Below are 22,654 nucleotides of genomic sequence, written 5' to 3' on the forward strand. Positions count from 1 at the left end.
CATTTGGAGGTACAACAATGGATGTAACGACGCAAATCATTAGGCATGTTCTCAATTCCCGGGCCGAGACAATACCTGAGAAAGCGATCGAGCGTGCCAAGCTCTCCATCCTGGATACGATTGCGTGCGCGATTGGCGGATCGAATGATCCTATTGCGCACCTCGCTCGCGATCTGGGCTCGTTGTCGGGTGGCAAGCCAGAATGCACCGTTTGGGTTTCCGGAGATAAGCTTCCTTCGAGCTTGGCAGCTCTTGTTAACGCGACTACGGCCAGAGCCCTTGATTTTGATGAAACGGATGAGATTTGCGTTAACGGTTGTCACGCAAGCTCATATGATGTCCCGCCGGCCCTAGCACTGGCCGAACGCGACCGTTCTATCACCGGAAGAGAATTGCTGACCGCAGTTGCAACAGCTATCGATCTGCACGTGCGTCTCGCGCGCAGCGTTACCACATATTCTTCGAACACAGGCCGCGACAACATGGTCTCGGTCTGGGGCGCGACCGCTGTTAGCACCAAGTTGCTCCGGCTTGACGAAGAAAAAACTCGAAATGCATTTGGAATCGCCTATGCCCACGCCGCCGGCGAGTATCAGATGTATGAAGAAGGTGCCCACACTGTAGCGCTGCAACAGGGATTGCGGGCCCGCTCCGGAATTGAGTCGGCCCTGTCAGCTATGGTGGGCCTCAACGGCCCGCGGGAGCCGTTCTTTGGGAAGTATGGTTTCTACAAGGCCTTCGAACCTGAGTTCGACCTCAATATGTTGATGGACAAACTGGGATGCGACTATGTTAACGCTTCCATGGGCTTCAAGCCCTGGCCGTCCTGCAAGTGTAATCATTTCGGGATCGAGGGGCTGCTGCAACTGCGCGCCAAGCACAACTTCGCGGGCGACGATATCGTGTCACTTGAGCTCGGGTTGAATCAGCGCGCGGAGAGTCTTGTGGGTCAGCCGCACGACCAAAAGTGGAACCCAAAGGACCCCGTTGTAGCGCGTTACAGCCTGCCTTACGTCATCTCTGTTGCAGCGCAACATGGGAGAGTCGCAATTGGCGATTTCCGTCCCGAAGCACTCCAGGATGCGGCCGTGCGTCGGATTATGGCCGTTACCAAGGTTGAGGTTGATCCAGAGATCGACCGCACTCACGGCCAGTATGGGAATTCGCCGACGACAGTTAAAGTAAGGCTAAAGAGCGGAGCAGAACACTTCATTCGTGTGGACAAGCCGTTCGGACATCCGGAAAACCCTGCTTCGCTTATCGATGGCATACGCAAACTTAGGGATTGCAGCGAAACCTCCATGCTGCCCTTCTCCGAGAAACAAATCGGGTTGATCGGGGACTTCATCGGCGATCTTGACAAGCAGCCCTCGTTGACCCCGCTATTTGGTTTGCTAGTGGGGGGTAAGTAGTCCCGGGTGCTGCATGGAGGAACCAGCCGTCGCCGATCTGGGTGGCTATTCTACCCGTCAGGAGAACCAGCGTCATTGCATCGACCGGATCAATATTCGTCAACACAAGCGATGTCGCGCCGACAGCAGCGCCACATCGTCGTTCGCGAACCAGAGCGGCGCCTCGCCGTCGAGAATGACCAGGCAGCTTCCGTTCACGAGGCGAAGAACTCGATTGTCTCGAGACGGGGAAGCGGATCGCCCAACGTCGGCCGGCCGTTAAGCCGCCCTTCACCAGCGTCTCCGCCCCGTCAGGCTTAGAATTTCGCGGTACGGACCATTCGTCATTCTCGCACTCTCGCGCACGATTTTCAAGCATTCACCGTACGGCCTGCAGTCCATATCCTTGCCTCCACACGTTTTCACAAGGTTGAACATCCATGACATTGAGCAGGCGGCGACTGGGTATGCAAGGCCTGCGAGTGGGCGCGGTCGGCCTCGGTTGCATGGGAATGAGCCAGTGCTACGGGCCCGCGGATGAGGAGGAGTCGATAGTCGTGCTGCACCGGTCAATCGAGCTCGGCTGCGACTTTTTCGATACCGCAGAGGCCTATGGTCCCTACACGAATGAGGAACTGCTCGGCCGCGCTTTTCGCGACAGGCGGGAGAAGGTGGTGATCGCCTCTAAGTTCGGTTTTCGCTTCAAGAACGGCCGCCAGGTCGGCGCCGAAACCGATAGCCGCCCCGACTCCATCCGCCGCGCGGTCGAAGGATCCCTGCGACGGCTCCAAAGCGACTATATTGATCTGCTATATCAGCATCGCATCGATCGCGAGGTGCCGATCGAGGATGTCGCAGGTACGGTCGCGGAGCTGGTGCGCGAGGGCAAAGTGCGTTTCTTCGGCCTATCGGAAGTGGGCGGCGCCACGCTGCGCCGGGCGCATGCGGTGCACCCTGTCTCGGCGCTGCAGAGCGAATACTCGCTGTGGGAGCGCAACCTTGAGGGTGACGTAATCCCGGTGCTTCGTGAGCTGGGCATCGGGTTGGTGCCTTTCTGCCCATTGGGCCGCGGCTTCCTCGCCGGTGGCGTCAAATGCGCTGAGGAATATCCTGAAGGCGATACCCGCCGGTTCGATGAACGGTATCGGGCCTCGAACTACGACAGCAACGTGAAGGCGGCTCAGACCCTGTTCAACATCGCTCAAGCTAAGGGCGCGAGACCAGCGCAGATCGCCCTCGCCTGGTTGCTGCACAAGGGGGATGACATCGTCCCGATCCCGGGTACTAAGAGACGCATCTATCTGGAGCAGAATGTCGGCGCCGACACTGTCCAACTGACTGCCGCCGACATTCAGACGCTCGACAAAGCGCTCGCGACAGGAACGGTTTCCGGCAATCGCTACCCCGACTGGATGATGGCCGGGATCGATCGTTGATCGTAGATCCGTCAACTCCCCTAGGCCGTGGTATCGGTGCTTGCCCGGAAACAAACGATCTTGTTCCAGAGCATCTCCGAAGGTGGCGGCATGCGAGCAACGTAACAACCGGCGACATTTGAAGAGGATGTCGGCGTCATCCGTTTACTCGTATATCGATTTCCGGGGCGCGCGCATAGAGCACGGAGTGATCGAGCCGTGCTGCTTGCCGGCCGAAGGCGCAGGCCAGCCACGACTTGCCGGTTCCGGTCTGGCCGATGTATCGCCGCTTTCATGCACATTTCCTCGTGCAACGCCGATTTTCTGCGTTGACAAGGAATAATCCGCGGAAATCGGCCGGTTAAACAGGCTATGGTTGCCTAAGTCCGATCCCGTTATTCTAAAGCTGGCATGAACGCGGTAGAACTTTTCCAAAAGATTCTTAGCTACGCCCCCTCCCAAGGCGCACCGGCCCGGCAGCGAGCTCAGTCTCCTGCCGGGCGCTCTGATTCTCTGCGCACGATTAGCCAGAGTGGAGCCTTCAGCCTGTCTGACTCCGTCTCAGGCAGTCAACAAGGTTTCCTCACAGAATTTTGCGCTGGTCGGGCACCTGACCGATAGCGGCTCTGCTTGAGCCTGACTTTTGGCCGCACTTGAAAGGGAATGGGCCTCCCATGGATTTGCTCGGCCGAGCTTGGGACAGGATGATCACTGGTCTGCCCGGCGGCAAGAGTCATACAGCTAGGTTTGAAATGGCGTGCGCGTGGGAATTGTCCGATCGCGTGATTTTTCTCGTTGGCGAAGGTAGCCTCGCTAAGTGTTGAGATGGGTGGGAGCGGGAAGAATGCTGAACGATCGGCGGTCACATGGGCTTTGGGAGCGGACAGCTCCGCCGCCACCTGCAACGGAGAAGCTGGTAGGCGACGTCGTCGCTGACGTCGCGATCGTCGGTGCGGGCTACACCGGGTTGTCCACTGCGCTGCACCTTGCAGAGCGGGGCCTGAGCGCTGTCGTGATCGAGGCAGCCGAGATTGGTTTTGGCGCCGCCGGGCGGAGCACCGGGTTGGTGAATGCGGGCCTCTGGGTGATGCCATCGGCACTCAAGGAGACGCTCGGTCCGCTCTATGGCGATCGTTTGCTTAATTTGCTGCGCGATTCCCCACGCACCGTCTTCGAGATCGTCGACAAGCACAACTTGCCGTGCGAGCTGAAGCGGGCCGGCACGATTCACTGCGGAGCCGATAAGAAGGGCGTCGCCGAGATCATGGAGCGGGCCCGGCAATGGCAGGCGCTCGGCGCTCCGGTACACATCCTCGATGCCGGGCAGACACGTGCTAAGACAGGCACCTCGGCCTTCGCCGCAGGTCTCCTCGACCTCCGTGCCGGGACCATCCAGCCACTCGCCTATGTGCGCGGCCTCGCTGGTGCGGCGATTGCCGCCGGCGCGACCGTCTTCACCGCGAGCCCGGTCGAGCACATCGGGCGCGAGGGCCGCCTCTGGCGGCTCGCAACGCAAGGAGGAAGCGTCCGGGCCAAATGGGCGGTTCTTTCAACCGACACCTACACGTCCCGCATCCTCCCGGAGCTGCGCCGCGAACAAGTGGTGCTGCCGTTCTTCCATGTTGCGACTGCGCCGCTAAGCCACAGAATTCGCCACACGATCCTGCCCGAAGGGCACGGCGCGTGGGATACCCGCACCGTGCTGACCGCTTTTCGCACAGACGATGCCGGCCGTCTCATCGTCGGCAGCGTCGGCGCGCTCCGCGGCACCGGAACCGTGATCCATCGCAACTGGGCGCGGCGGCGTATTCGAGCGCTCTTCCCGCAAATCGGGGATGTCGAACTGGAACATGAGTGGTATGGTCGGATCGGCATGACGACCGACCATCTGCCCCGCCTTCATATCCCGGCGGAAAACATGATCGCGGTGGCGGGTTTCAACGGACGAGGCATCGCGCCTGGCACAGTGTTCGGCCGCGAGCTCGCCCGCCATGTCAGCGGGGAGCTGCCGCTCGACGGGATGTTCCTGCCCGTATCTTCGGCGCGGAGCGCCTCCTTTCGGGCTATCAGAGAACGCTACTATGAGCTCGGCGCGCAGATCGCGCATTTGCCGCCGGCGTACTGATCCGGTGACGGAGGCATCCAGATCTCGGCTTTAGAGGTTGCCTTGCAAACTCAAGATGGGGAGGAATCGTTGCTGTTCGACTATATAATTGTAGGTGGCGGCTCATCTGGATGCGTCATGGCGAACAGGTTGTCGGCCAATGGCAGTCAGGTGTTGCTCATCGAGGCTGGGCCGGACTTCCCCCCGAACGAAATTCCTGACGATATTCTCGACGGCAACCCCACGCGCGCTTACTACAATCAGCAGTATCAATGGCCATCGCTTACTGCAGCCGTCGCCCGAGATGGCAACAGACGCGTGCACTACGAGCAAGCTCGGGTCATAGGTGGAGGATCCAGTATCAACGCTCAGGTCGCCAACCGGGGTGGCCCTGCTGATTACGATGAGTGGGCGTCCACCGGGGCAACGGGTTGGGACTGGGAAGGCGTATTGCCATATTTCCGCCGACTCGAATGCGATCTGGATTTTCGCGATCACTTACACGGCAACAGCGGGCCGCTGCCGATTAGCCGTGCCGATAAAGGAGAGTGGTCTGGGTTCGTCAACGCGGTGTCAACGGCTCTCGAAGATGAGAACATACCCTTCCGGCCAGACTTTAATGGTGAGTTCCGGGACGGTCACTCTGTTGTCCCACTCACAAACCTCAATCGTCGCCGTGTATCAGCTGCGATGGCGTATCTACCAGAGAGCGTCCGCGCTCGGCCAAATCTCAGAATATTGTCAGAGACTACGGTCGTAAGGCTAACCATTTCAGGGCGTCAAATAACCGGCGTCGATACTGAGAGTAAGACGGGTCGCCAATCCTACAATGCTCCAGTGGTCGTCCTCTGTGCTGGTGCAATTCACTCGCCAGCGATACTGATGCGATCCGGTATTGGTCCGGGAAAAGTTTTGTCAGAGGTCGGCATTCAAGTCGTGGCAGATGTCGAAGGGGTCGGAAAAAATCTGCAGGAGCATGCCGGGGTCGCCATCTCGGCGTACCTAAAACCGAGTGATCGCATGATGCCGACCTCAACCGGATATATCCAGATGCATGCTCGATATTCATCAGGTCACGACGGTTGCCCACCCACCGATATGGCCATCTCGGTTCTGGCGAAATCTGCCTGGCATCCTGTTGGCAAACGCTTGGGGACGCTCAATTTCTGGGTTAACCGCGTCTATTCGACAGGAACTGTCTCGCTCAAGAGTTCCTCTCATCTTCTTGAGCCAGAGGTGAATTTCGATATGTTGAGCGACGAACGCGACACTGAGCGATTGAAAAGCGCATTTCGATTCGTTGCGAAACTGATTAATCATAAGGCCTTGGTGCATACGGCGCTTGACCCCTTTCCTTCCACCTGGACTGGACGAGCAAAGCGAATCGGCAAGTACAACCGTTTGAACTACGGTCTCACCTCTTTTCTCGCATCCCTTATGGATAGTTCCCCTTGGCTTCGGCGAAGCCTGATCAGGTTTGCAATCACTGATGGCCGCAGCATCTCAGATCTTCTAAATAATGATGATCTGCTTGATAGCTTCGTACGACAAAACGTTTTTGGGAACTTTCATCCTACGTCAACTTGCAGAATGGGATTTGCTCATGATCCAAACAGTGTGACGGATCCGACTGGGCGCGTTCATGGACTATCGGGTCTAAGAGTTGCCGATGCTTCGGTGATGCCATTCTGCCCCCGAGCAAATACCAACATCCCAACGATTATGGTTGCCGAGAAATTATCTGACGCCATACTTCATGAACGGGCGCGACGATGAAGGCGGTTTCTCGAGGAGTTACTGCAAGCACAACGGGCCGCAAGGCAGATCGGTCGCTTCAGCTCGCTATTACTTTGGCGGAATCTTGCCGAATAGCCAGGAATAACAGCCGGCCGCCGGTCATCTAGAGGTCCATCACTCACGTGAAGTGCGAGGAGTTTGCCTCATCTCGAAGCGAGATGGTGTCAATATACACAATGCATTTGACTGTCGAGGTTCAACCCCGGAAGCTTTCCAGCGGTAAAAGACGCGACACGGAAGCGCGCATCTAGGATGCCCTCCGAGACCAGGCTGCGCAGATGTGGTTCGAGCTGGCAGACCCAGGAGCGGGTCTGCTCATTTTGGTGCAGGAGACAAGAATGCGCAGTGTCGATGATTTCCGGGATATTCACGATGAGGTTATCGCTTGGCGCCGTCACCTCCACCAGAATCCAGAACTCGGATACAACGTACACAACACCGCCCGCTTCGTCGCTGAAAAGCTTGCTTCCTTCGGGATAAACCACATCGAGACCGGCATCGCCGAGACCGGTGTCGTCGCGGTGATCCAAGGCGCCGGCGGGGACGGACCGACGATTGGCCTGCGTGCGGATATGGACGCCCTGCCGATCGTCGAGGCTACCGGCAAGCCCTGGACCTCCCAAATCGAAGGGAAGATGCATGCCTGTGGTCATGACGGCCACACCGCCATGCTGCTGGGTGCCGCCAAGCATCTTTCCGCCACACGAAACTTCAAGGGTTCGGTGGCACTCATTTTCCAGCCCGCCGAGGAAGACGGGCAGGGCGCGGGACGAATGGTGCAAGAAGGGTTGATGGACAGGTTCAATATTTTCCAAGTCTTCGGCATGCACAACATGCCGGGTATTGAGGTTGGCAAGTTCGGTATTCGAGACGGATCAATTATGGCGGCGCTCGACGAATTTGACATCACCGTTACAGGCCGGGGCGGACACGCTGCAACGCCTCATCTTACCATAGATCCGGTGGTGGTCGGAGCACAGATCATCACGGCACTCCAGACCTTGGTTTCCCGAAACCTCGATCCGACGGAAGCACTCGTTGTGTCTGTGCCAAAATTCACCGGAAGTGAGTCCTACCACATCATTCCTGACTCCGTGACGCTGGGCGGAACGGTTAGGAGCCTATCGCCAGCATTGCGTGATTTTGCGGAAAAACAAATTAAGGTCTGCGCTGACAATATCGCGGCAGCTTTCGGGGCTAGAGTGGAATATCGGCACCGGCGCCTCGAGCCGCTGACCTTCAATCATACAGAGGCGACCAAATTGGCCGCCGCAGCCGCACGGCGTCTTGTTGGCCGAGAGGCAGTCGACGAACAGGTCAAGCCGGTGATGGTCTCTGAGGACTTCTCTTACATGTTGCAGGCGCGGCCTGGCGCGTTCCTATTCCTTGGCAACGGACCTACCGCGGGGCTGCACAATCCGACCTATGACTTCGACGACAATGCAATTCCTTACGGGATCGGCTACTGGGTCAACTTGGTTGAAGGCGGCTTGGCTGTCAGCGCCGCATAGTCTCTCAAATCGCCGCGCACATCAGATGATACGCAGGGTTGCTCGCCGATTGGGAGCGCAATTGCGAGGCATGACAATCTAGCGCCGTGGTCAGGCCGACCAACCTGGGTGGCGTGCATATCAAAGATAAGGAACTGGACTGTTCCCTCCATCTAGGCACTTGGCCGAGCGCAGCCGGCGTAAGTGAGGCGAACCGCGTCCTCGCGGCTCAGATCATCCTGCGTGTTCCTATTCGATAACCGTTCGATCGTCGAGAACACGGAGCGGGCCATCGCATCCGTCAGTTTGATCACGCCAATGCGCACGATGAGAGGACTTCGCGCTCTTAAAACCTACCCCGCTAGAATAAAGCAGCCCCGCAACTGCGCACCATTCTAAGGCGGTCCTCGGTAGGGCGCCTCATTGCGAACCGTTCGCATGTCCGTTTGAGATGAACAGGGACGGAAAGCTCAGGTAGCGAGGAGATCTTTGGCGACCAACTCCTCCACAGCACGCCACTCGCCCTTCACGCGGCTGCGTCCGGCGTCATAGAATGGCCGCAGGGAAGCTATGGCGGAATAGCGCTTCCCAGCGATCTCGATTTCGAATGACCCTCCGGAAAGCCAATCAGCCGTCACCCCGGCTTCTGCCGTGAGATATCCCATGCCGATGCCACAGCCGACACTGTGGCCAAATCCAGCCGATCGCAGGTATCCGACAAGGCTGCCGTTACGCCAGACAGGCTCGGTCCCGAACATCAACGATTTGGCATCTGGGGCAGCGAGCTGGACCAGCCGCCGGCGCAAGGGTTTGCCGCGCTGGGCCTCGAGTGCGGCGCGTCCGATGAAATCCTCGCGCTTATCCCAGGCAACCGTAAATCCCAGTCCCGATTCCAACGGGGTGTCCTCATCACCCACATCTGCACCCCAGTCACGGTAGCCCGCTTCCAGGCGCAGCGTGTTGAGAGCGACATATCCGGCGTGGCCTAGGCCGAGATCGGCACCGGCGGCCACCAGGGCGTCGTAGACCCCTAGTGTTTGTTCGGTCGGGATGTGAAGTTCCCAGCCCAACTCGCCGACAAAGGTCATCCGGAATGCGAGCGCGAGGCTATACCCGACCTCGATTTCACGAGCCGTTGCGAAGGGAAATGCCTCGTTAGAAAAATCCGCAGGACTGACGCGCTCCAGTAACTCACGCGATCGCGGACCCATCACGGAGAGGGTCGTATATCCGGATGAGACGTCGGCAACTGAGACGTGGCCGGCTCCCTTGGCATGCAAGCGCAGCCAGGCGAGATCACGGGTGCGTTGGACGGCCGCTGTCACCACAAGAAATTCCTCGTCACTGATGCGCGCGATCGTAACGTCGGACTCCATACCGCCTCGCTCGTTCAGCCACGGCGTATAGACAACACGGCCGACGGCCACGTTCACGTCGTTCGTGGACAAGCACTGTAGCAGCGCAAGGGCATCTGACCCCTGCACCAGAAGGTGCGCGAAGGAGGTTTGGTCGAACAGAGTGACGCCGGAGCGGGTGGCCGTATGCTCCGCGCCACTTCGCTCGAACCATTCGTCCCGGCCATAGGTTGCATGGCTTTCATTTGGCGATCCAGGCGCACCAAACCATTGAACGCGTTCCCAACCAGCACTTTCACCGAAATTCGCGCCGACGGCGGACAGGCGGTCGTGCAGGGGGGACACGCGGACGTTGCGTGCCGTCTTCGGCGACCTATGCGGCAAATGAAGCGACCAGAGGTTGCCGACCGCCTCCACCGTGCGGTCGTAAAGATACCGCCTGTTCCGCTGGAAGGGCATTGACCGCCGGACGTCCATTTCCCAGCAGTCTCCCGCTGGCAAGCCTGTCGACATCCACTCTGCCATGACCTTGCCCGCACCACCCGAGGACTCGATGCCGCAGGAATTGAATCCAGAGGCGACATACAGACCTTGGATTTCAGGCGATGGCCCGAGGTGGAACCGGTTGTCCGGCGTGAAGCTCTCAGGGCCGTTGAAATTCAGTTGGAGGCCGACATTTGCCAGGACGGGCATGCGCTCGATGGCCGCAGAGAGATACGGTTCGATGTGGTCGAAATCTTCAGGCAACGAATCGAAACTGAAGCCGTGGGGTATGCCATTCATGCCCCAAGGTTTGCCATTGGCTTCGAAAAAACCCACGAGCAGTTTCCCGGCGTCGGCCTTGGCATAGACGCGCGCGTCCATATCGCGGATCGTCGGCAGGTCATGGGGTAGGTCGGGAATCGCCTCGGTGACAACATAGAAATGCTCGGCAGCCTGCAACGGCACGGACCAGTTGAGTTCAGCAGCTACATTCCTCGTCCACAGGCCGGTGCTGATGACCGCCTGTTCAGCACGGACCGTTCCCTGACTGGTTTCCACGCCGACGAAGCGGCCCTTCTCGACGAGGATGCGTGTGACCGGGGTCCGCTCTAGGATCGTTGCTCCACCCTGGCGCGCCCCAACTGCGAAGGCACGGGCCGTATCGATAGCGTTTGTCATCCCGTCGGAAGCGATCCATGCCGCCCCCAGAACATCACTGAAATCGAGCAATGGAACGCGGCGCTGGGCTTCCGCAGCGCTTATCATCTCCACGTCCAGGCCAAACGAGCGGCCCATCGAAGACCCGCGCTTAAGCTCTTCAAGCCGGTCCTGGGTCGCGGCGACGGTGATGGAGCCGGTTTGCCGAAAGCCAGTGGCTTGACCGGTCATATGTTCGAGGTCCCTGAACAGATCCGCAGAGTATTGAGCGAGCTTGGCCATGGTTTCATTGGCGCGGAGTTGTGTCACGAGGCCTGCAGCATGCCAGGTCGTGCCGCATGTCAACTGGTCACGCTCCAGAAGCAGAACGTCGCGGTGGCCGAGACGTGTCAGGTGATAGGCTATCGAGAGGCCGATAATGCCGCCCCCAATGACAACGTATTCGACATGCGATGGTAGTTTGCTGGCCATTTGAAACCCCGTTCAAGCCTGGTCGCGGAAGCGCGGGACAAGGCGCGTTGTGGCAAGGACACTACCGTTGGATGTGCTTTTATTTCGTCCGATCTGCAGGGTTGGACAGCAGGATTTCTGCGCCCTTCGGCCTCCTTATGCAGCGCTACTTCCGTAGAATGAGCTCGGGCAACCCATTCATCGCGGGCGAGATAGCCTCATAGGCGCTGAAATTCTGCCTTCGGCTGTTTTATGGCTCCACTGTGATGTTGCTTCCGATGCACCTGCGGAAGAGGTCGGGCTTTGCGCCACGGCGTACCAGCGTCGCTGAAGAGACTGAGGGCGGAGGGGATAATCGAAGCGGAATCTCGATAACGTCGCGAAGACCGTCTGCTGACCCATCCAGACGATCGTGATGATGACCCTGGAGCGGGAATGCGCCGAGATCGACAAGTTCAAGCGGGATCTCAAATCCTCATCCGAGATTGCGAGGGGATTTAGCTCCTATATCACCGCACGTAGCCCTGGAGGATTACGAACAGTTCACGCGCAAGTTCTTTGTCAGAACGCTCGCATAAAGAGCCTGAAGACCATGGTGGTAGCCAACCGGCTCCAGGCTGCGTCTGGTGTCCCTGTTGGCGATCCGGAAGATAATTGAGACGGATTCCCCGCTCCCTTAGACACCGGTTCTACGCGCAATGCTGGTCAGCTGCCATCCGCTTACGCCATTCAGCGGGCCAGAGGTCTGGATTGACGCTGGCCGCATCGGCAGACAGGAACACCCCTGCATATCCTAAACTTATAATAGATCCCGAAAGCATGCGTGCGGCCTCGGACAGGATGCCGATTGTCACCTCTTCAGAGACGGCCGTTCCCTCGGCCTTTGTGATCCTGATTTCGTTCAGAATGCCGCGCGCCCGTTCAAGGAGTTTTGCCCCGGAGGGCATTACGCGGACACTCCGGTCACGGATCAGGAGCTGGCTGCCAAACCCTCTTCAAGTCGACGGACAAAAGGCTAAGGGCGTTTTGGAAACGTAAAGCTGCGCCTCGACCGGTGAAGTCCTAAACTTGCTGGAAATTGAGGGCGGGGTGCATCCTTTGCTGAGGAATCAGAAGTCCATGCCGGTTGGCGCCGGCACCAGCAAGGAGGCACCCCATGACGACGAGAATACCGGCATCGATGCGCACGCGCCAATCCCTTTCCGACCTGATTGAAGGGCGTCTTTCCACACCGGCGGGTCGCTCGGAGCTGATGAAGCTTGCGACCCGCCTGATCGTGGAGGAAGCACTGGAGGGGGAAAGCCGGGATGCGGTCGGGCGGGACTATTACGAACATGGCGCCGAGCCCGGCCAGGGTTACCGCAACGGCGTGCGCAGCGGGCGCCTGAAGACGGCGGAAGGCTTTGTGGAATACTCGGCCCCGCAGGTGGCGGGCCGCGATGAGCCGTTTCGTTCCGAGATCCGCGAGCATCTGAAGGGACGCACGGAAGCGCTCGAGGACCTGGCGGTGGAACTGCTGGCACGCGGTCTTTCGGTGCGCGACATCGAGGACGCCTTCCGCGACGAAACGGGGCGGCTGCTCCTGTCGAAGACCGCGGTCAGCGAGATCGGCGAGCGGCTATGGGCAGACTACCAGGAGTTCGCCACGCGCGATCTTGGCGAATATGAGATCGCCTATCTGTTCGTCGACGGCATCGCCGAACGCATCCGCCCCGGGCAGAAGCGCGAGCCGGTGCTGGCCGCCTGGGGTTTTACGGCACCTGGCGCCAAAGTGCTTCTGCATCTGATGGCGGGTTCCAAGGAGGACGCCGGTGAGCGCCTTCTTCCAGGACATGCGCGGCCGCGGGCTCGGCGATCCGCTGCTCGTCGTGTGCGACGGGGCAGCCGGCATCATCAAGGCGATCGAGACCTGCTTTCCGCGCTCGGAGCGTCAGCGCTGCCTGGCGCACCGGATGCGCAATCTCGCCGCCAAGGTGCCGGAAGACCGCTGGCCCGAGTTCAAGGCCCGCGCCACCGCCGCTTATCAGGCCCCCTCGCGGGCCATTGCCCGTGATCTCGCCGGTCTGGTGAAGGACTACGAGGCCGAGCTGCCGAGCGCGGTCGCCTGCTTCATGGACGACTTCGAAGCGGCAATCGCGCATCTGAGAATGCCGATCACTCACCGCCGCGCCATCAGGACCACCAATCTTCTGGAACGTCTGTTCGTCGAGGAGCGGCGCAGGCTAAAGATCATTTCCAATGCCTTCGGCGAGAAGCCCGTACTCAAGCTTATGTTCGGCGCCATGATCCGAGCTGCCGAGCGGTGGCGGGCAATCAGGATCACCGACTTCGAGCGCCGCCAGATGACCGCCGTCAGGCAGGAACTCGATCAGGAATACGAGGCCCGAAACGATCTCGACAAGAAAGCAGCGGCAAAGGAGCTCCGCCAGAATTTATCCAGCAGTTCCCGGACTTGACCGCCTCGACCACACCGAGCTGACTGAATTCCACGTAAGGCCGGCTTACCTGCAACGCATCCGGGAGCTTTACCAGACTGGCACTATCTCGGAAGCAGATGGCGCGGAAGACACCATGGCGGCGCTGAACGATTCAGCCGCCGCGAGGTCCGCAAGGGATCATCGGTCCAAAGCAAGCAGGGCGCGCGCGGAGGATGACGGGGAGGTCGATCACCTTCGCACCAACGGTGAACGCGCCCAAGCGCTGCGCCCCTTGGCTTCCTCTTCTACCTTCACCACGCGCTAGCCATTCCAGCTCATGGGGAGCGGGGCGAACGCCTCGTTCACGACCTGGCAGGGCTAAATGGCCAAGGCTCCCGAAACCGAGGGTTTTCGCGTGACGCGAGCTTCAGATTTAGACGGCCACGGGACGGAATCCTCGAATCCAGCACGACGCCATCGGCGCCCCGGTCGTAGGCTTGTCATTGAACTTTGGCAGGTGGGCAGGCAAACCGGAGTGAACGCCAACGGCCTTCGCGGGAATGCCTAGGCGGGCGCAGTCTCGTTTTCCGTGGAGAAATCCCAATGTCAACCTGATAAGCCCTCAGCGGGCCGCCCAAGCCCAAACTCCATACGAGCACCATCCTGTTTTCAGATGGGTGCTGGGACGACCCAGCGTGAAATTCCTCCCTGACCAGATCGGGCGGCAGCGCTCAAGGCGGAGTTCTCCAATGGCGGACGCTGCCATCTCGAGCCGAGATGATGGCGATATAAACACTGCATTTGACTGCGGACCCCTCCCGTCAAATGCTCCGCTAGCCTCCCGCGATACAAAAAGACAAGGGACGTGCGGGGCACCATAGGGAGCGTGGACATCGAGATTTGCAGGCGTTTGGTTACCACCCGTCCCGGTAATGTCGGGAGAGTCCATGCTCAATTCCGAGAAGGATCGTACGCATGAACTACCAAAAACCCTTTCTGCCCGATGAGTTCGATCGGCGCGTTCTAGATGTGAAAAAGCGCATGGAGAAAGCCGGTTTCGATCTGCTCATCTGCCAGGATCCCGCTAATATGGGCTGGCTGACGGGCTTCGACAGCTGGTCCTTCTACACACCGCAAGCTGTGATGGTTCATCTTAAGGAGGACATGCCGTTTTGGTTCGGACGTCCGATCGATGCCAAGTCAGCCCACATTACGACAAATCTGCCCGCCGGAAACATCGTCTCCTTCTCCGAAACCCTCGTTCACCACCCCGATGACCATCCCTTCGATGAATTGAGTGACCTCATCACGTCAAAGGGCTGGGGGTCCGACCGCATCGGTGTTGAGCTCGACACCCATTACTACACGGCAAGAGCGCATCAGCATTTGGTACGGGGCCTTCCCAACGCCAAGATCACCAACAATCGGGAACTGGTCAACTGGGCCAGGCTCGTCAAGTCCGAGGCCGAGCTGGTATACATGCGGGAAGCCGGACGCATCATCAGCAAAACCATGCGTGAGGCGATTGCCAAGCTCAAGCCGGGTGTACGCGAATACGAGGTCATAGCGGACGTCTACCGCAACCAGGTCTTGGGTGTGGATGGCAAGTTCGGTGATTACACAGGCCTTTGTCCTTTGATTCAGGTCGGAGAGGGGACGAGCACCCCCCACCTGACATGGAGCGACCAGCCTCTGCCGAAATCCGGTTTGGTGGTTATGGAGCTAGGGGCGGCACGGCGCCATTACACCACCCCTCTTACAAGAACTGTGCACATCGGAAAGCCACCAGAGGAGGTCTCGCGGTTGGCCGCAGTAATCGTTGAAGGCGGCGATGTGGCCCTCGAAGCGGCTAAGCCTGGCGTGACTGTCGAGGACGTTGCAGCCGTATTCCAGAGTATTCTGAAGCGAAACGGCTACAGCAAGGATAGCCGGGTGGGTTATTCCATCGGTATCGCTTATCCCCCAGACTGGGGCGAACGCACCGTGAGCATCCGCGCCGGCGAAAGAACCCCCCTGCAGGAAGGCATGTGCTTTCACTTTCAGTCCGGGGTTTGGCTCGATGATTTTGGCGCGGCTATCTCGGAACCTTTCGTGGTTACACCGAAAGGTGGAGAGCGGTTCTGCGATGTGGAGCGTCGGCTAATCGTCATCGACTGACAGTTGCGTAAGTCGAGCTAGGCAACCCGCAAAAGGCGCTTTCTGGCCCTTGCCAGACAAAACCGGGGACCTGCGCTCCGGAAGGACACGCAAAGCAGGAAATGCCCCGCCGGGGGGCTACTCGATCATCCAAGAGACAACAAGAAAGGGAACAGGAAATGAAAACGAGACTTGTAAACATAGCGGCCGGCTTGGGCGTAGCCATTGCGTGTGCCACGGTGGTCCACGCGGGAGAATTGACAGACCGTATCGCCAGTGGCAAATCCATCCGTATCGGGTTCGCGAACGAAGAGCCTTTTGCCTTTCCAGACAGTAACAACCAGCCGGTCGGATTCGTAAACGCGATTGCTCTCGGCGTGCTGAAACAGATGGGTTACAACAACATAGAGACCGTCGTTACAGATTGGGGCGGACTCATCCCCGGCCTGCAGTCTGGACGCTTTGATATGGCTACGGGGGGTCTCTACATCCTCAAATCCAGGTGCGAAAGCGTTACATTCTCGGAACCTTTGGCGAAGGTAACGGACGCGCTTATCGTTAAAGCTGGCAATCCTAAAGGGCTCACCAACTACGGGGATATTGCGACAAAGGGCGCAATGATGGTGACTGGTATTGGATACAGTAACATCGAGCAGGCCAAAAAGGCCGGCGTCCCGGAAACGCAAATAATGCAAGTTCCAGGCCAGACAGAAATACTTGCAGCGGTGGAAGCGGGACGCGCAGATGCTGGCGCATCGGGATATCTCCTGTCGCAGTCTGTGGCTGCTAAATCCGGCGGAAAACTCGAGGTGACGGACCCCGACGCGATGCCTGAATCAACTCATAATTGGGTGAGCATAGCCTTCCGAGATTCAGACAAGGACTTTGTGGAGAAGTTCAACGAAGCTCAGAAGAAATACGTTGGAACTCCCGAAATGATGAAGGCAGTGAAGGCATATGGCTACGACGCAAAGCTGCTGCCGGGTGACAAGGTTGCGGAGTGGGTTTGCGCCAATCGCTGACCGTAATGTACGCCTCCTGGGGAGGCTTGCCCTCCCCAGCGCTCGACAGAGGATGGCAAATGCCCATCTGGGAATTTTTACAGAAGTATAGTTCTGTGCTGATGCACGGGACGTGGGTAACTTGCCTGCAATTCGTGCTAGCCGTTCTCGTTGCGGTATCCGTTGCTCTGGTCATGGGAATCGGAAAGCTTTCGGCCAACCCGCTGATCCGCGGAACATGTGTAGTCTATATTGAACTTTTCCGCGGAACATCACTTCTGGTCCAACTCTATTGGATCTTTTTTGTGTTGCCTCTCTTTGGCATTACGCTGCCAAATTTCACTGCTGGCTTCATATCCGTGGGATTAAATTATGGGGCATATGGTGCAGAGCTTGTGCGAGGCGCGATCCAAGCAGTCCCCCGCGGACAATGGGAGGCGGCGACTGCGCTATCTATGTCGCCGTTTGCAAGAATGCGCCGCATCGTATTGCCCCAGGCGATTGCTATTATGCTGCCTCCGTGGGGAAATCTTTTGATTGAGTTGCTCAAAGGCACGGCCCTCGTCTCGCTCATATCGGTGACGGATTTGATGTTCCAGGCCAAGCAAATCAACGCCTCAACTTACCTTTCAGCACAAGCCTTCGGGACCGCCCTCATAATTTACTACCTTTTCGCAAGAGTGCTCATTACGCCTTCGATGCGTTGGGCGGAGCATGCGGTCGCGCGGAGGTTGGGTCGGTCGTGAACTTCGATTGGAGCTGGACCCTAACCTGGGAGATAATGCCACGACTGCTGTGGGCGACCGCGAATACGCTTCTTGCGGCCGGTGCAGGTTACGCGATTGCACTGGTTGGGGGCCTAATCTTTGCGCTGGCACAGCGAGCGGCGTTTGGACCAATACGTTGGGCTGTACGAGAGTTTGTTGAGTTTATTCGCTCGACACCGCTTGTTCTGCAGATTTTTTTTGTGTTTTATGTCGCTCCACAATTTGGCATCCAATTGTCGCCTTGGACCTCTGGGCTATTGGCGATAGGCCTCCACTACTCTGCGTATTTGTCAGAGGTCTATCGCGGGGGTCTCGAAGCAGTGCCCCGTGGTCAATGGGAAGCATGCCGCGCGATTAACATGTCGGCGCGCGATACTTATTTCCGGATCATTATTCCACAAGCGCTGGTTCCCGCTGTGCCAGGCATGGGAAATTACCTGGTAGGCATTCTCAAAGATACACCGATGCTTTCTGTCATTGGTGTGATGGAGCTCATGCATGCTGCAAACTCGATCGGTTCCGAACATTACAGGTATCTTGAGCCTTTTACGCTGGTCGGCCTGATTTTCTTTCTAATTTCGCTGCCCACCGCCGGACTTGTAAAGCTGTTAGAACGCCGACTTCGATTGGGGCTGGGTCTGTGACCGTGGATACGTCTGATTACCCTCTTGTGTTACCTCACACAGACAGGCCCATGGTCAGGTTTATGAATGTCAGTAAGAGTTACGGGAAACTCAACGTTATCGAACATCTGAATTTCGACGTTGCTGAAGGAGAGATGGTTTCAATCATCGGTCCGTCTGGTTCAGGCAAAACCACTGTCTTACGCACCCTCATGACCCTCGAGACCATAAACGACGGCGTTATCTACGTTGAAGGCAAGCCGCTAACTCACATGGCCAAGGGAGGGGTGCTAGTTCCAGCTGATGAGCGTTACCTCAGACGAATGCGAACCTCTATTGGCATGTGCTTTCAAAGCTTTAATTTGTTCCCTCATATGACTGCACTTCAGAACTGCATGGAAGGCCCCGTGCAGGTTCTAGGTCTTTCAAAAAAAGAAGCACGGGAGCGTTCGGAAGAGTTGCTGCACATGGTCGGCATGATCGACAAAAGGGGTCAACATCCTTCGCGACTTTCCGGGGGACAACAGCAGCGCGTCGCAATTGCGCGAGCGTTGGCTATGCGGCCAAAGGTGATGCTCTTCGACGAGGTTACCTCCGCCTTGGATCCGGAGGTGATCGGGGAAGTGACAAACGTCATCCGCAAGCTCGTTACCGAACACAATCTAACTATGCTGATGGTGACCCACCAAATGGGGTTTGCGCGCGATATTTCAGACCGCGTCTGCTTCTTTTATGGCGGAAAGATAGAAGAGCAAGGCACTCCCCACGAACTTTTTGGAAGCCCGCAACGTGAGCGGACCAAGCAGTTTCTGTCCGCGGTCAAAGAAGCGGTGTGAGCCTCCGCATCGTCGCCGGCCTCCAGTTTGGCCGATTATAAGCCTCGCGCTTGGTGCGTTCCCACGTTCTTGTCGAGCTCGTTTCCATGGTGATACTCCGCCTGGTAAGCGGACAACTCAGCGGCACAGGTTCTTCATGGCCAATAAGACCCCTTCCTTGCGGAAGATGGTCTTCTCCACATCCTGTTTATGAAACCATCTTGTCACAAGATGAATCCGATCGGCAAACTGAATTTGACATAGAATTCCAGGCGGTGAACCTACCGCTGTTCTGCTCTTGCCTGTTCTTACATGCATAAGACTAGTTAATACGTTGGCTGTTGAGGAGGCCAACTCGAATGACAGCACCCCTTTCCAAGAAGCTGCGCGAGCGCATCGTATTTGCAATCGAGGCTGGCGAGAGTTGCCGGTCGGTCGCGGCTCGTTTTGGGATTGCAGTTTCTTCCGTCGTTAAGTGGACCCAGCGCTATCGAATGAGCGGTTCTATCGAGCCTCGCAAGATGAGTGGCCGCCGAAGGCGTGTTCTGGACCCTCATCGGGATTTCATTCAGGAGCGAATTGCCAAGGCGCCGCATTTGACCCTGCATCAGTTGAAAGCCGAGCTTGAGGCACATGGTGTAAAGGTGTCACATGACACAATATGGCAATTCCTGAGGCGGGAGGGGCTAAGCTTCAAGGTATACTCAAGCTCTGTGCAAGCCTCGCGAGGCGACGCCAGCGCTTGGCCCTAGCCAACAGCAGAAAAACGCAACTTTCCTGCGTTGAATAGGGATCATTTGCGCGAAGCGCACCCCGATAGACCCTATATTGAACAGCTCCAACAGCTTCGGCCACAGCGGGCGAACAGGGTGACTGTAGATCATCTCGGCGGGCAGCGTTGAGACAAGCTGATTGTCCTTCTCGCGCGAGGGGCTCTCTATCCACTTTGCTTGGAGGTTTAGCCATGGATGTAACAACGCAAATCATTAGGCACGTGCTCAATTCCAGCCCGGAAACGGTACCTGAGAATGGGATCGAACGTGCAAAGCTCTCCATCCTGGATACGATTGCGTGCGCAATCGGTGGATCCAACGATCCGATCGCGCACAGCGCGCGCCAATTGGGTGCATTGTCGGGTGGCAAGCCAGAATGCACAATCTGGGTTTCGGGACAAAAGCTCCCTTCGAGCTTAGCGGCACTCGTCAATGCAACGACAGCTAGAGCCCTCGATTTCGACGATACCTATGAAATTGGCATTAATGGCTGCCATGCAAGCGCATATAATGTTCCGCCGGCATTGGCACTGGCTGAACGCGATCCTTCTATAAACGGAGGCGACTTGCTGTCGGCCCTTGCGACGGCTATCGATCTGCATATCCGTTTAGCGCGAAGCATCACTAGCAGTGCGGGAGACACGGGCCGTGACAATATGGTCGCTGTCTGGGGCCCCACAGCGGTGAGTACTAAACTGCTTCGGCTTGACGAACAAAAAACGCGTAATGCGTTCGGAATAGCTTACGCCCATGCTGCGGGCGAATTCCAAATGTACGAAGAGACTGCACACACCGTGGCGTTGCAGCAGGGATTGAGGGCTCGTTCAGGCCTTGAGTCGGCACTCTCAGCCATGGTGGGCTTCAACGGCCCGCGAGAGCCATTCTTTGGGAGATATGGCTTCTACAAAGCCTTCGAACAGGCTTACGATCTTGATTTGCTTATGGACAAACTCGGCGACGACTATGTAAACGCCTCTATTAGCTATAAGCCTTGGCCGTCTTGCAGGGCAACGCATCATGGAATTGATGGTCTGCTTCAACTACGTGAGAGGTATAACTTCACCGCCGACGATATAGTTTCGATTCAGCTCGGGTTAAATCAGCGTTGTGAAAGCGTCGTGGGCCAGCCGCGCGATCAAAAGTGGAATCCAAATGACCCGGTGCTGGCGCGGTTCAGCCTCCCGTACGTCGTCGCTGTAGCGGCGGTGCGTGGCGGCGTTGCGATCAGCGATTTCCGGGCCGAAGCGCTGGACGATCCCGCCGTGCGCCGAGTGCTAGCGGCTACCAGGGTAGAAATTGATCCAGAAATCGATCTCACTCATGGCAGATACGGGAATTCGCCCACTGCAGTCAAAGTTCAGGTTAAGTCTGGAGCACAATATTCCATACGCATCGACAAGCCATTCGGCCATCCGGAAAACCCTGCTTCGCTGACAGATGGCATGTTGAAACTTAAGGCTTGTGCCGAAATGTCGATGTTGTCATTCTCCGAGAAACAGCTCGGGTTGATCGGCGAGTTCATAAACGACCTTGAGAAGCGCCCCACGTTGGCGCCGCTGTTCGATCTGCTGGTTGGCGCTAACTAGGAGAGTCTTAGCAACCCAGCAGCTATAGAGGAGGTCGCTGTGTGAGCTAGACTTGGTGCGAAGCCGCTAGCACTGTTCAGCTAACCAAGCAAACAGGATTGCAGACTCCAACGGCGTGGATTTTCCCAAGCATGTCTAGCGCTTACGCCCTGCCCAGCGAACATCACTTTCAACCCGAGATGGCGCCCAGCCGTGGCCGGCGTGGTGGTTGAATGGCAGAAGCGGATCGAGTTCGACGTTGGCCAGGCGGTGGCGATGCGCTGAAGGGTTTGGGCGAGCCAGCCGAATGGATCGACGTCGTTCATCTTCGCGGTTTGCAGGAGTGTGGCGAGTCGTGGCCAATGTCTTCCCGCCACCGTCGCTGCCCGCGAACAATGCATTCTTCCTTGTGATTGTCTGGGGCCGGATGGTCCGCTCGACGGCATTGGAGTCGATGTCGAGACGACCATCATGGAGGAATCGTTGTAAGCGCCAACCTGATCCCATTGTTTCGCGATCCGGTGAGTCGCAACACTCGGGATGATTCGTCTGCATCCAAGTCCAGACACGGAACGTTCGCAGTCATCGAGGCGATGCCAGCTCGACTTGATGCCAGCCCTGCTGTCCCTCGCCGTCGGTGGTCGGATAAAGCGCGGATACTGGAAGGGTGATGCGGCCCGGCGCGAACTGGCGGATGCGCAGGGCTTCGCCAGGTTGGAGGTGTGCCTGGCGGATGCAAGCTGAAGGCCAGTGCTTCCCTCAGACGGTTGATAATCTCAAGCCGGTTCTGGAGAACGCCGTAGAGTTTGGGGTCCATCACATCGATCTTCAGCCGGACGTCCGTCTGCGCCGTATACAGGAGTGCGTGCCGTTGCTCGAAGGATGGCGTCGGCTCGCCGACGAGGCCGGCGTGCAGGTCTACATCGAGACCCATCGCGACCGCATGACCACCGATCTTCACTTCACTCTGGATTTGCTCGACTGTTTTCCGGATCTCCGGCTGTTAGGTGACATTTCCCATTTTGTAGTCGGCCGAGAATTCCCATCGCCCATCGCGGATAATCATCACGAGGAAATCTATCGCATCCTAGAGAATTCATGGGCCTTCCACGGCCGGGTGGCGACCCGTGAGCAGGTACAGATCGAAATCACCTACCCGCAGCACAAAATGTGGGTCGATCAGTTCCTTTCATGGTGGGAATACGGGTTCAGGAGTTGGCGGAAACGGGCAGGGGCAGAGGACACCCTGGCATTTACTTGTGAGCTGGGTCCGAAGCCCTACGCCATTACGGGACCGGACGGCGAAGACACGAGGAGGCCCTTGTGTTGAAAGAGCGTATTGCCCAGGTCTGGCGAATGACTTCCGAAAATCAAGCATAAGGGTGCTTCCCACAGGCGTCCGCGCGCCGCCGCCC

The 22,654-nt window shown here is 57.8% G+C and carries 15 protein-coding genes and 4 pseudogenes; 15 read left to right on the top strand and 4 right to left on the bottom strand.

Annotation, left to right across the window (positions count from 1 at the left end; all coding sequences use genetic code 11):
• The first annotated feature begins 17 nt into the window (after positions 1–17).
• A complete protein-coding gene (locus BQ8794_RS15340; RefSeq protein WP_077379014.1) occupies positions 18–1,412 on the top strand; it encodes an MmgE/PrpD family protein in 1,395 nt (464 codons plus the stop codon).
• Between the two features lie 419 nt (positions 1,413–1,831).
• The gene (locus BQ8794_RS15345; protein ID WP_077379016.1) at positions 1,832–2,827 is read left to right on the top strand and encodes an aldo/keto reductase; all 996 of its coding nucleotides are present in this window, start codon (positions 1,832–1,834) and stop codon (positions 2,825–2,827) included.
• Positions 2,828–2,963: 136 nt separating this feature from the next.
• Here BQ8794_RS15345 and BQ8794_RS15350 read toward each other — a convergent pair whose 3' ends face one another.
• Positions 2,964–3,086, bottom strand: coding sequence for an ATP-binding protein (locus BQ8794_RS15350; protein ID WP_077379114.1), 123 nt, complete (start codon positions 3,084–3,086; stop codon positions 2,964–2,966).
• 564 nt (positions 3,087–3,650) lie between these two features.
• Between BQ8794_RS15350 and BQ8794_RS15355 the strand changes: the two genes are divergently transcribed.
• The 3 genes from BQ8794_RS15355 to BQ8794_RS15365 all read left to right on the top strand — a co-directional run bounded on the left by BQ8794_RS15355 (position 3,651) and on the right by BQ8794_RS15365 (position 8,218).
• The gene (locus tag BQ8794_RS15355; protein ID WP_077379018.1) at positions 3,651–4,931 is read left to right on the top strand and encodes an NAD(P)/FAD-dependent oxidoreductase; all 1,281 of its coding nucleotides are present in this window, start codon (positions 3,651–3,653) and stop codon (positions 4,929–4,931) included.
• 69 nt (positions 4,932–5,000) lie between these two features.
• The gene (locus tag BQ8794_RS15360; RefSeq protein ID WP_077379115.1) at positions 5,001–6,686 is read left to right on the top strand and encodes a GMC family oxidoreductase; all 1,686 of its coding nucleotides are present in this window, start codon (positions 5,001–5,003) and stop codon (positions 6,684–6,686) included.
• A gap of 359 nt (positions 6,687–7,045) precedes the next feature.
• The gene (locus tag BQ8794_RS15365; protein WP_077379116.1) at positions 7,046–8,218 is read left to right on the top strand and encodes a M20 aminoacylase family protein; all 1,173 of its coding nucleotides are present in this window, start codon (positions 7,046–7,048) and stop codon (positions 8,216–8,218) included.
• Positions 8,219–8,667: 449 nt separating this feature from the next.
• On the opposite strand, the gene BQ8794_RS15370 is transcribed toward BQ8794_RS15365, so the two are convergent.
• Entirely contained in the window at positions 8,668–11,163 is a 2,496-nt protein-coding gene (locus BQ8794_RS15370) for a GcvT family protein (protein ID WP_077379021.1), read from the bottom strand.
• Positions 11,164–11,557: 394 nt separating this feature from the next.
• Between BQ8794_RS15370 and BQ8794_RS34790 the strand changes: the two genes are divergently transcribed.
• Complete coding sequence (locus BQ8794_RS34790) at positions 11,558–11,800, top strand: hypothetical protein (protein WP_143744576.1); 243 nt, start codon at positions 11,558–11,560, stop codon at positions 11,798–11,800.
• Positions 11,801–11,831: 31 nt separating this feature from the next.
• Here the strand turns inward: BQ8794_RS34790 and BQ8794_RS15375 are convergent, their stop codons facing one another.
• Positions 11,832–12,089, bottom strand: coding sequence for a hypothetical protein (locus BQ8794_RS15375; protein ID WP_077379023.1), 258 nt, complete (start codon positions 12,087–12,089; stop codon positions 11,832–11,834).
• A gap of 209 nt (positions 12,090–12,298) precedes the next feature.
• Here BQ8794_RS15375 and BQ8794_RS37390 point away from each other — a divergent pair.
• The 8 genes and pseudogenes from BQ8794_RS37390 (at position 12,299) to BQ8794_RS15420 (ending at position 21,260) form a co-directional block, all read left to right on the top strand.
• Positions 12,299–13,598 (top strand): annotated as a pseudogene (locus tag BQ8794_RS37390) (IS256 family transposase).
• 936 nt (positions 13,599–14,534) lie between these two features.
• Positions 14,535–15,716 carry a M24 family metallopeptidase gene (locus BQ8794_RS15390; RefSeq protein WP_077379029.1) on the top strand — a complete coding sequence of 394 codons (1,182 nt, stop codon included), beginning with the start codon at positions 14,535–14,537 and terminating at the stop codon, positions 15,714–15,716.
• A 158-nt stretch (positions 15,717–15,874) separates the two neighbouring features.
• Positions 15,875–16,717 (top strand): ectoine/hydroxyectoine ABC transporter substrate-binding protein EhuB, encoded by an 843-nt coding sequence (ehuB, locus tag BQ8794_RS15395; RefSeq protein WP_077379031.1) that lies wholly within the window; start codon positions 15,875–15,877, stop codon positions 16,715–16,717.
• Positions 16,718–16,776: 59 nt separating this feature from the next.
• Complete coding sequence (ehuC, locus tag BQ8794_RS15400) at positions 16,777–17,442, top strand: ectoine/hydroxyectoine ABC transporter permease subunit EhuC (protein WP_077379117.1); 666 nt, start codon at positions 16,777–16,779, stop codon at positions 17,440–17,442.
• The gene (gene ehuD / locus BQ8794_RS15405) at positions 17,439–18,107 is read left to right on the top strand and encodes an ectoine/hydroxyectoine ABC transporter permease subunit EhuD (protein ID WP_077379033.1); all 669 of its coding nucleotides are present in this window, start codon (positions 17,439–17,441) and stop codon (positions 18,105–18,107) included. Before ehuC ends, ehuD begins: the two co-directional genes overlap by 4 nt.
• Before the next feature lie 50 nt (positions 18,108–18,157).
• A complete protein-coding gene (gene ehuA, locus BQ8794_RS15410; protein ID WP_077379034.1) occupies positions 18,158–18,922 on the top strand; it encodes an ectoine/hydroxyectoine ABC transporter ATP-binding protein EhuA in 765 nt (254 codons plus the stop codon).
• A gap of 338 nt (positions 18,923–19,260) precedes the next feature.
• Positions 19,261–19,635, top strand: a pseudogene (locus BQ8794_RS15415) (helix-turn-helix domain-containing protein); the annotation flags it as partial.
• A gap of 230 nt (positions 19,636–19,865) precedes the next feature.
• Positions 19,866–21,260 carry an MmgE/PrpD family protein gene (locus BQ8794_RS15420; protein WP_077379038.1) on the top strand — a complete coding sequence of 465 codons (1,395 nt, stop codon included), beginning with the start codon at positions 19,866–19,868 and terminating at the stop codon, positions 21,258–21,260.
• Positions 21,261–21,395: 135 nt separating this feature from the next.
• On the opposite strand, the pseudogene BQ8794_RS35625 reads toward BQ8794_RS15420, so the two are convergent.
• Positions 21,396–21,725, bottom strand: a pseudogene (locus tag BQ8794_RS35625) (transposase domain-containing protein); the annotation flags it as partial.
• Positions 21,726–21,972: 247 nt separating this feature from the next.
• Here BQ8794_RS35625 and BQ8794_RS15430 point away from each other — a divergent pair.
• Positions 21,973–22,619, top strand: a pseudogene (locus tag BQ8794_RS15430) (sugar phosphate isomerase/epimerase); the annotation flags it as partial.
• Positions 22,620–22,654 lie beyond the last annotated feature (35 nt).

The sequence above is a fragment of the Mesorhizobium prunaredense genome, from assembly GCF_900156895.1.
Lineage (GTDB): Bacteria > Pseudomonadota > Alphaproteobacteria > Rhizobiales > Rhizobiaceae > Mesorhizobium > Mesorhizobium prunaredense.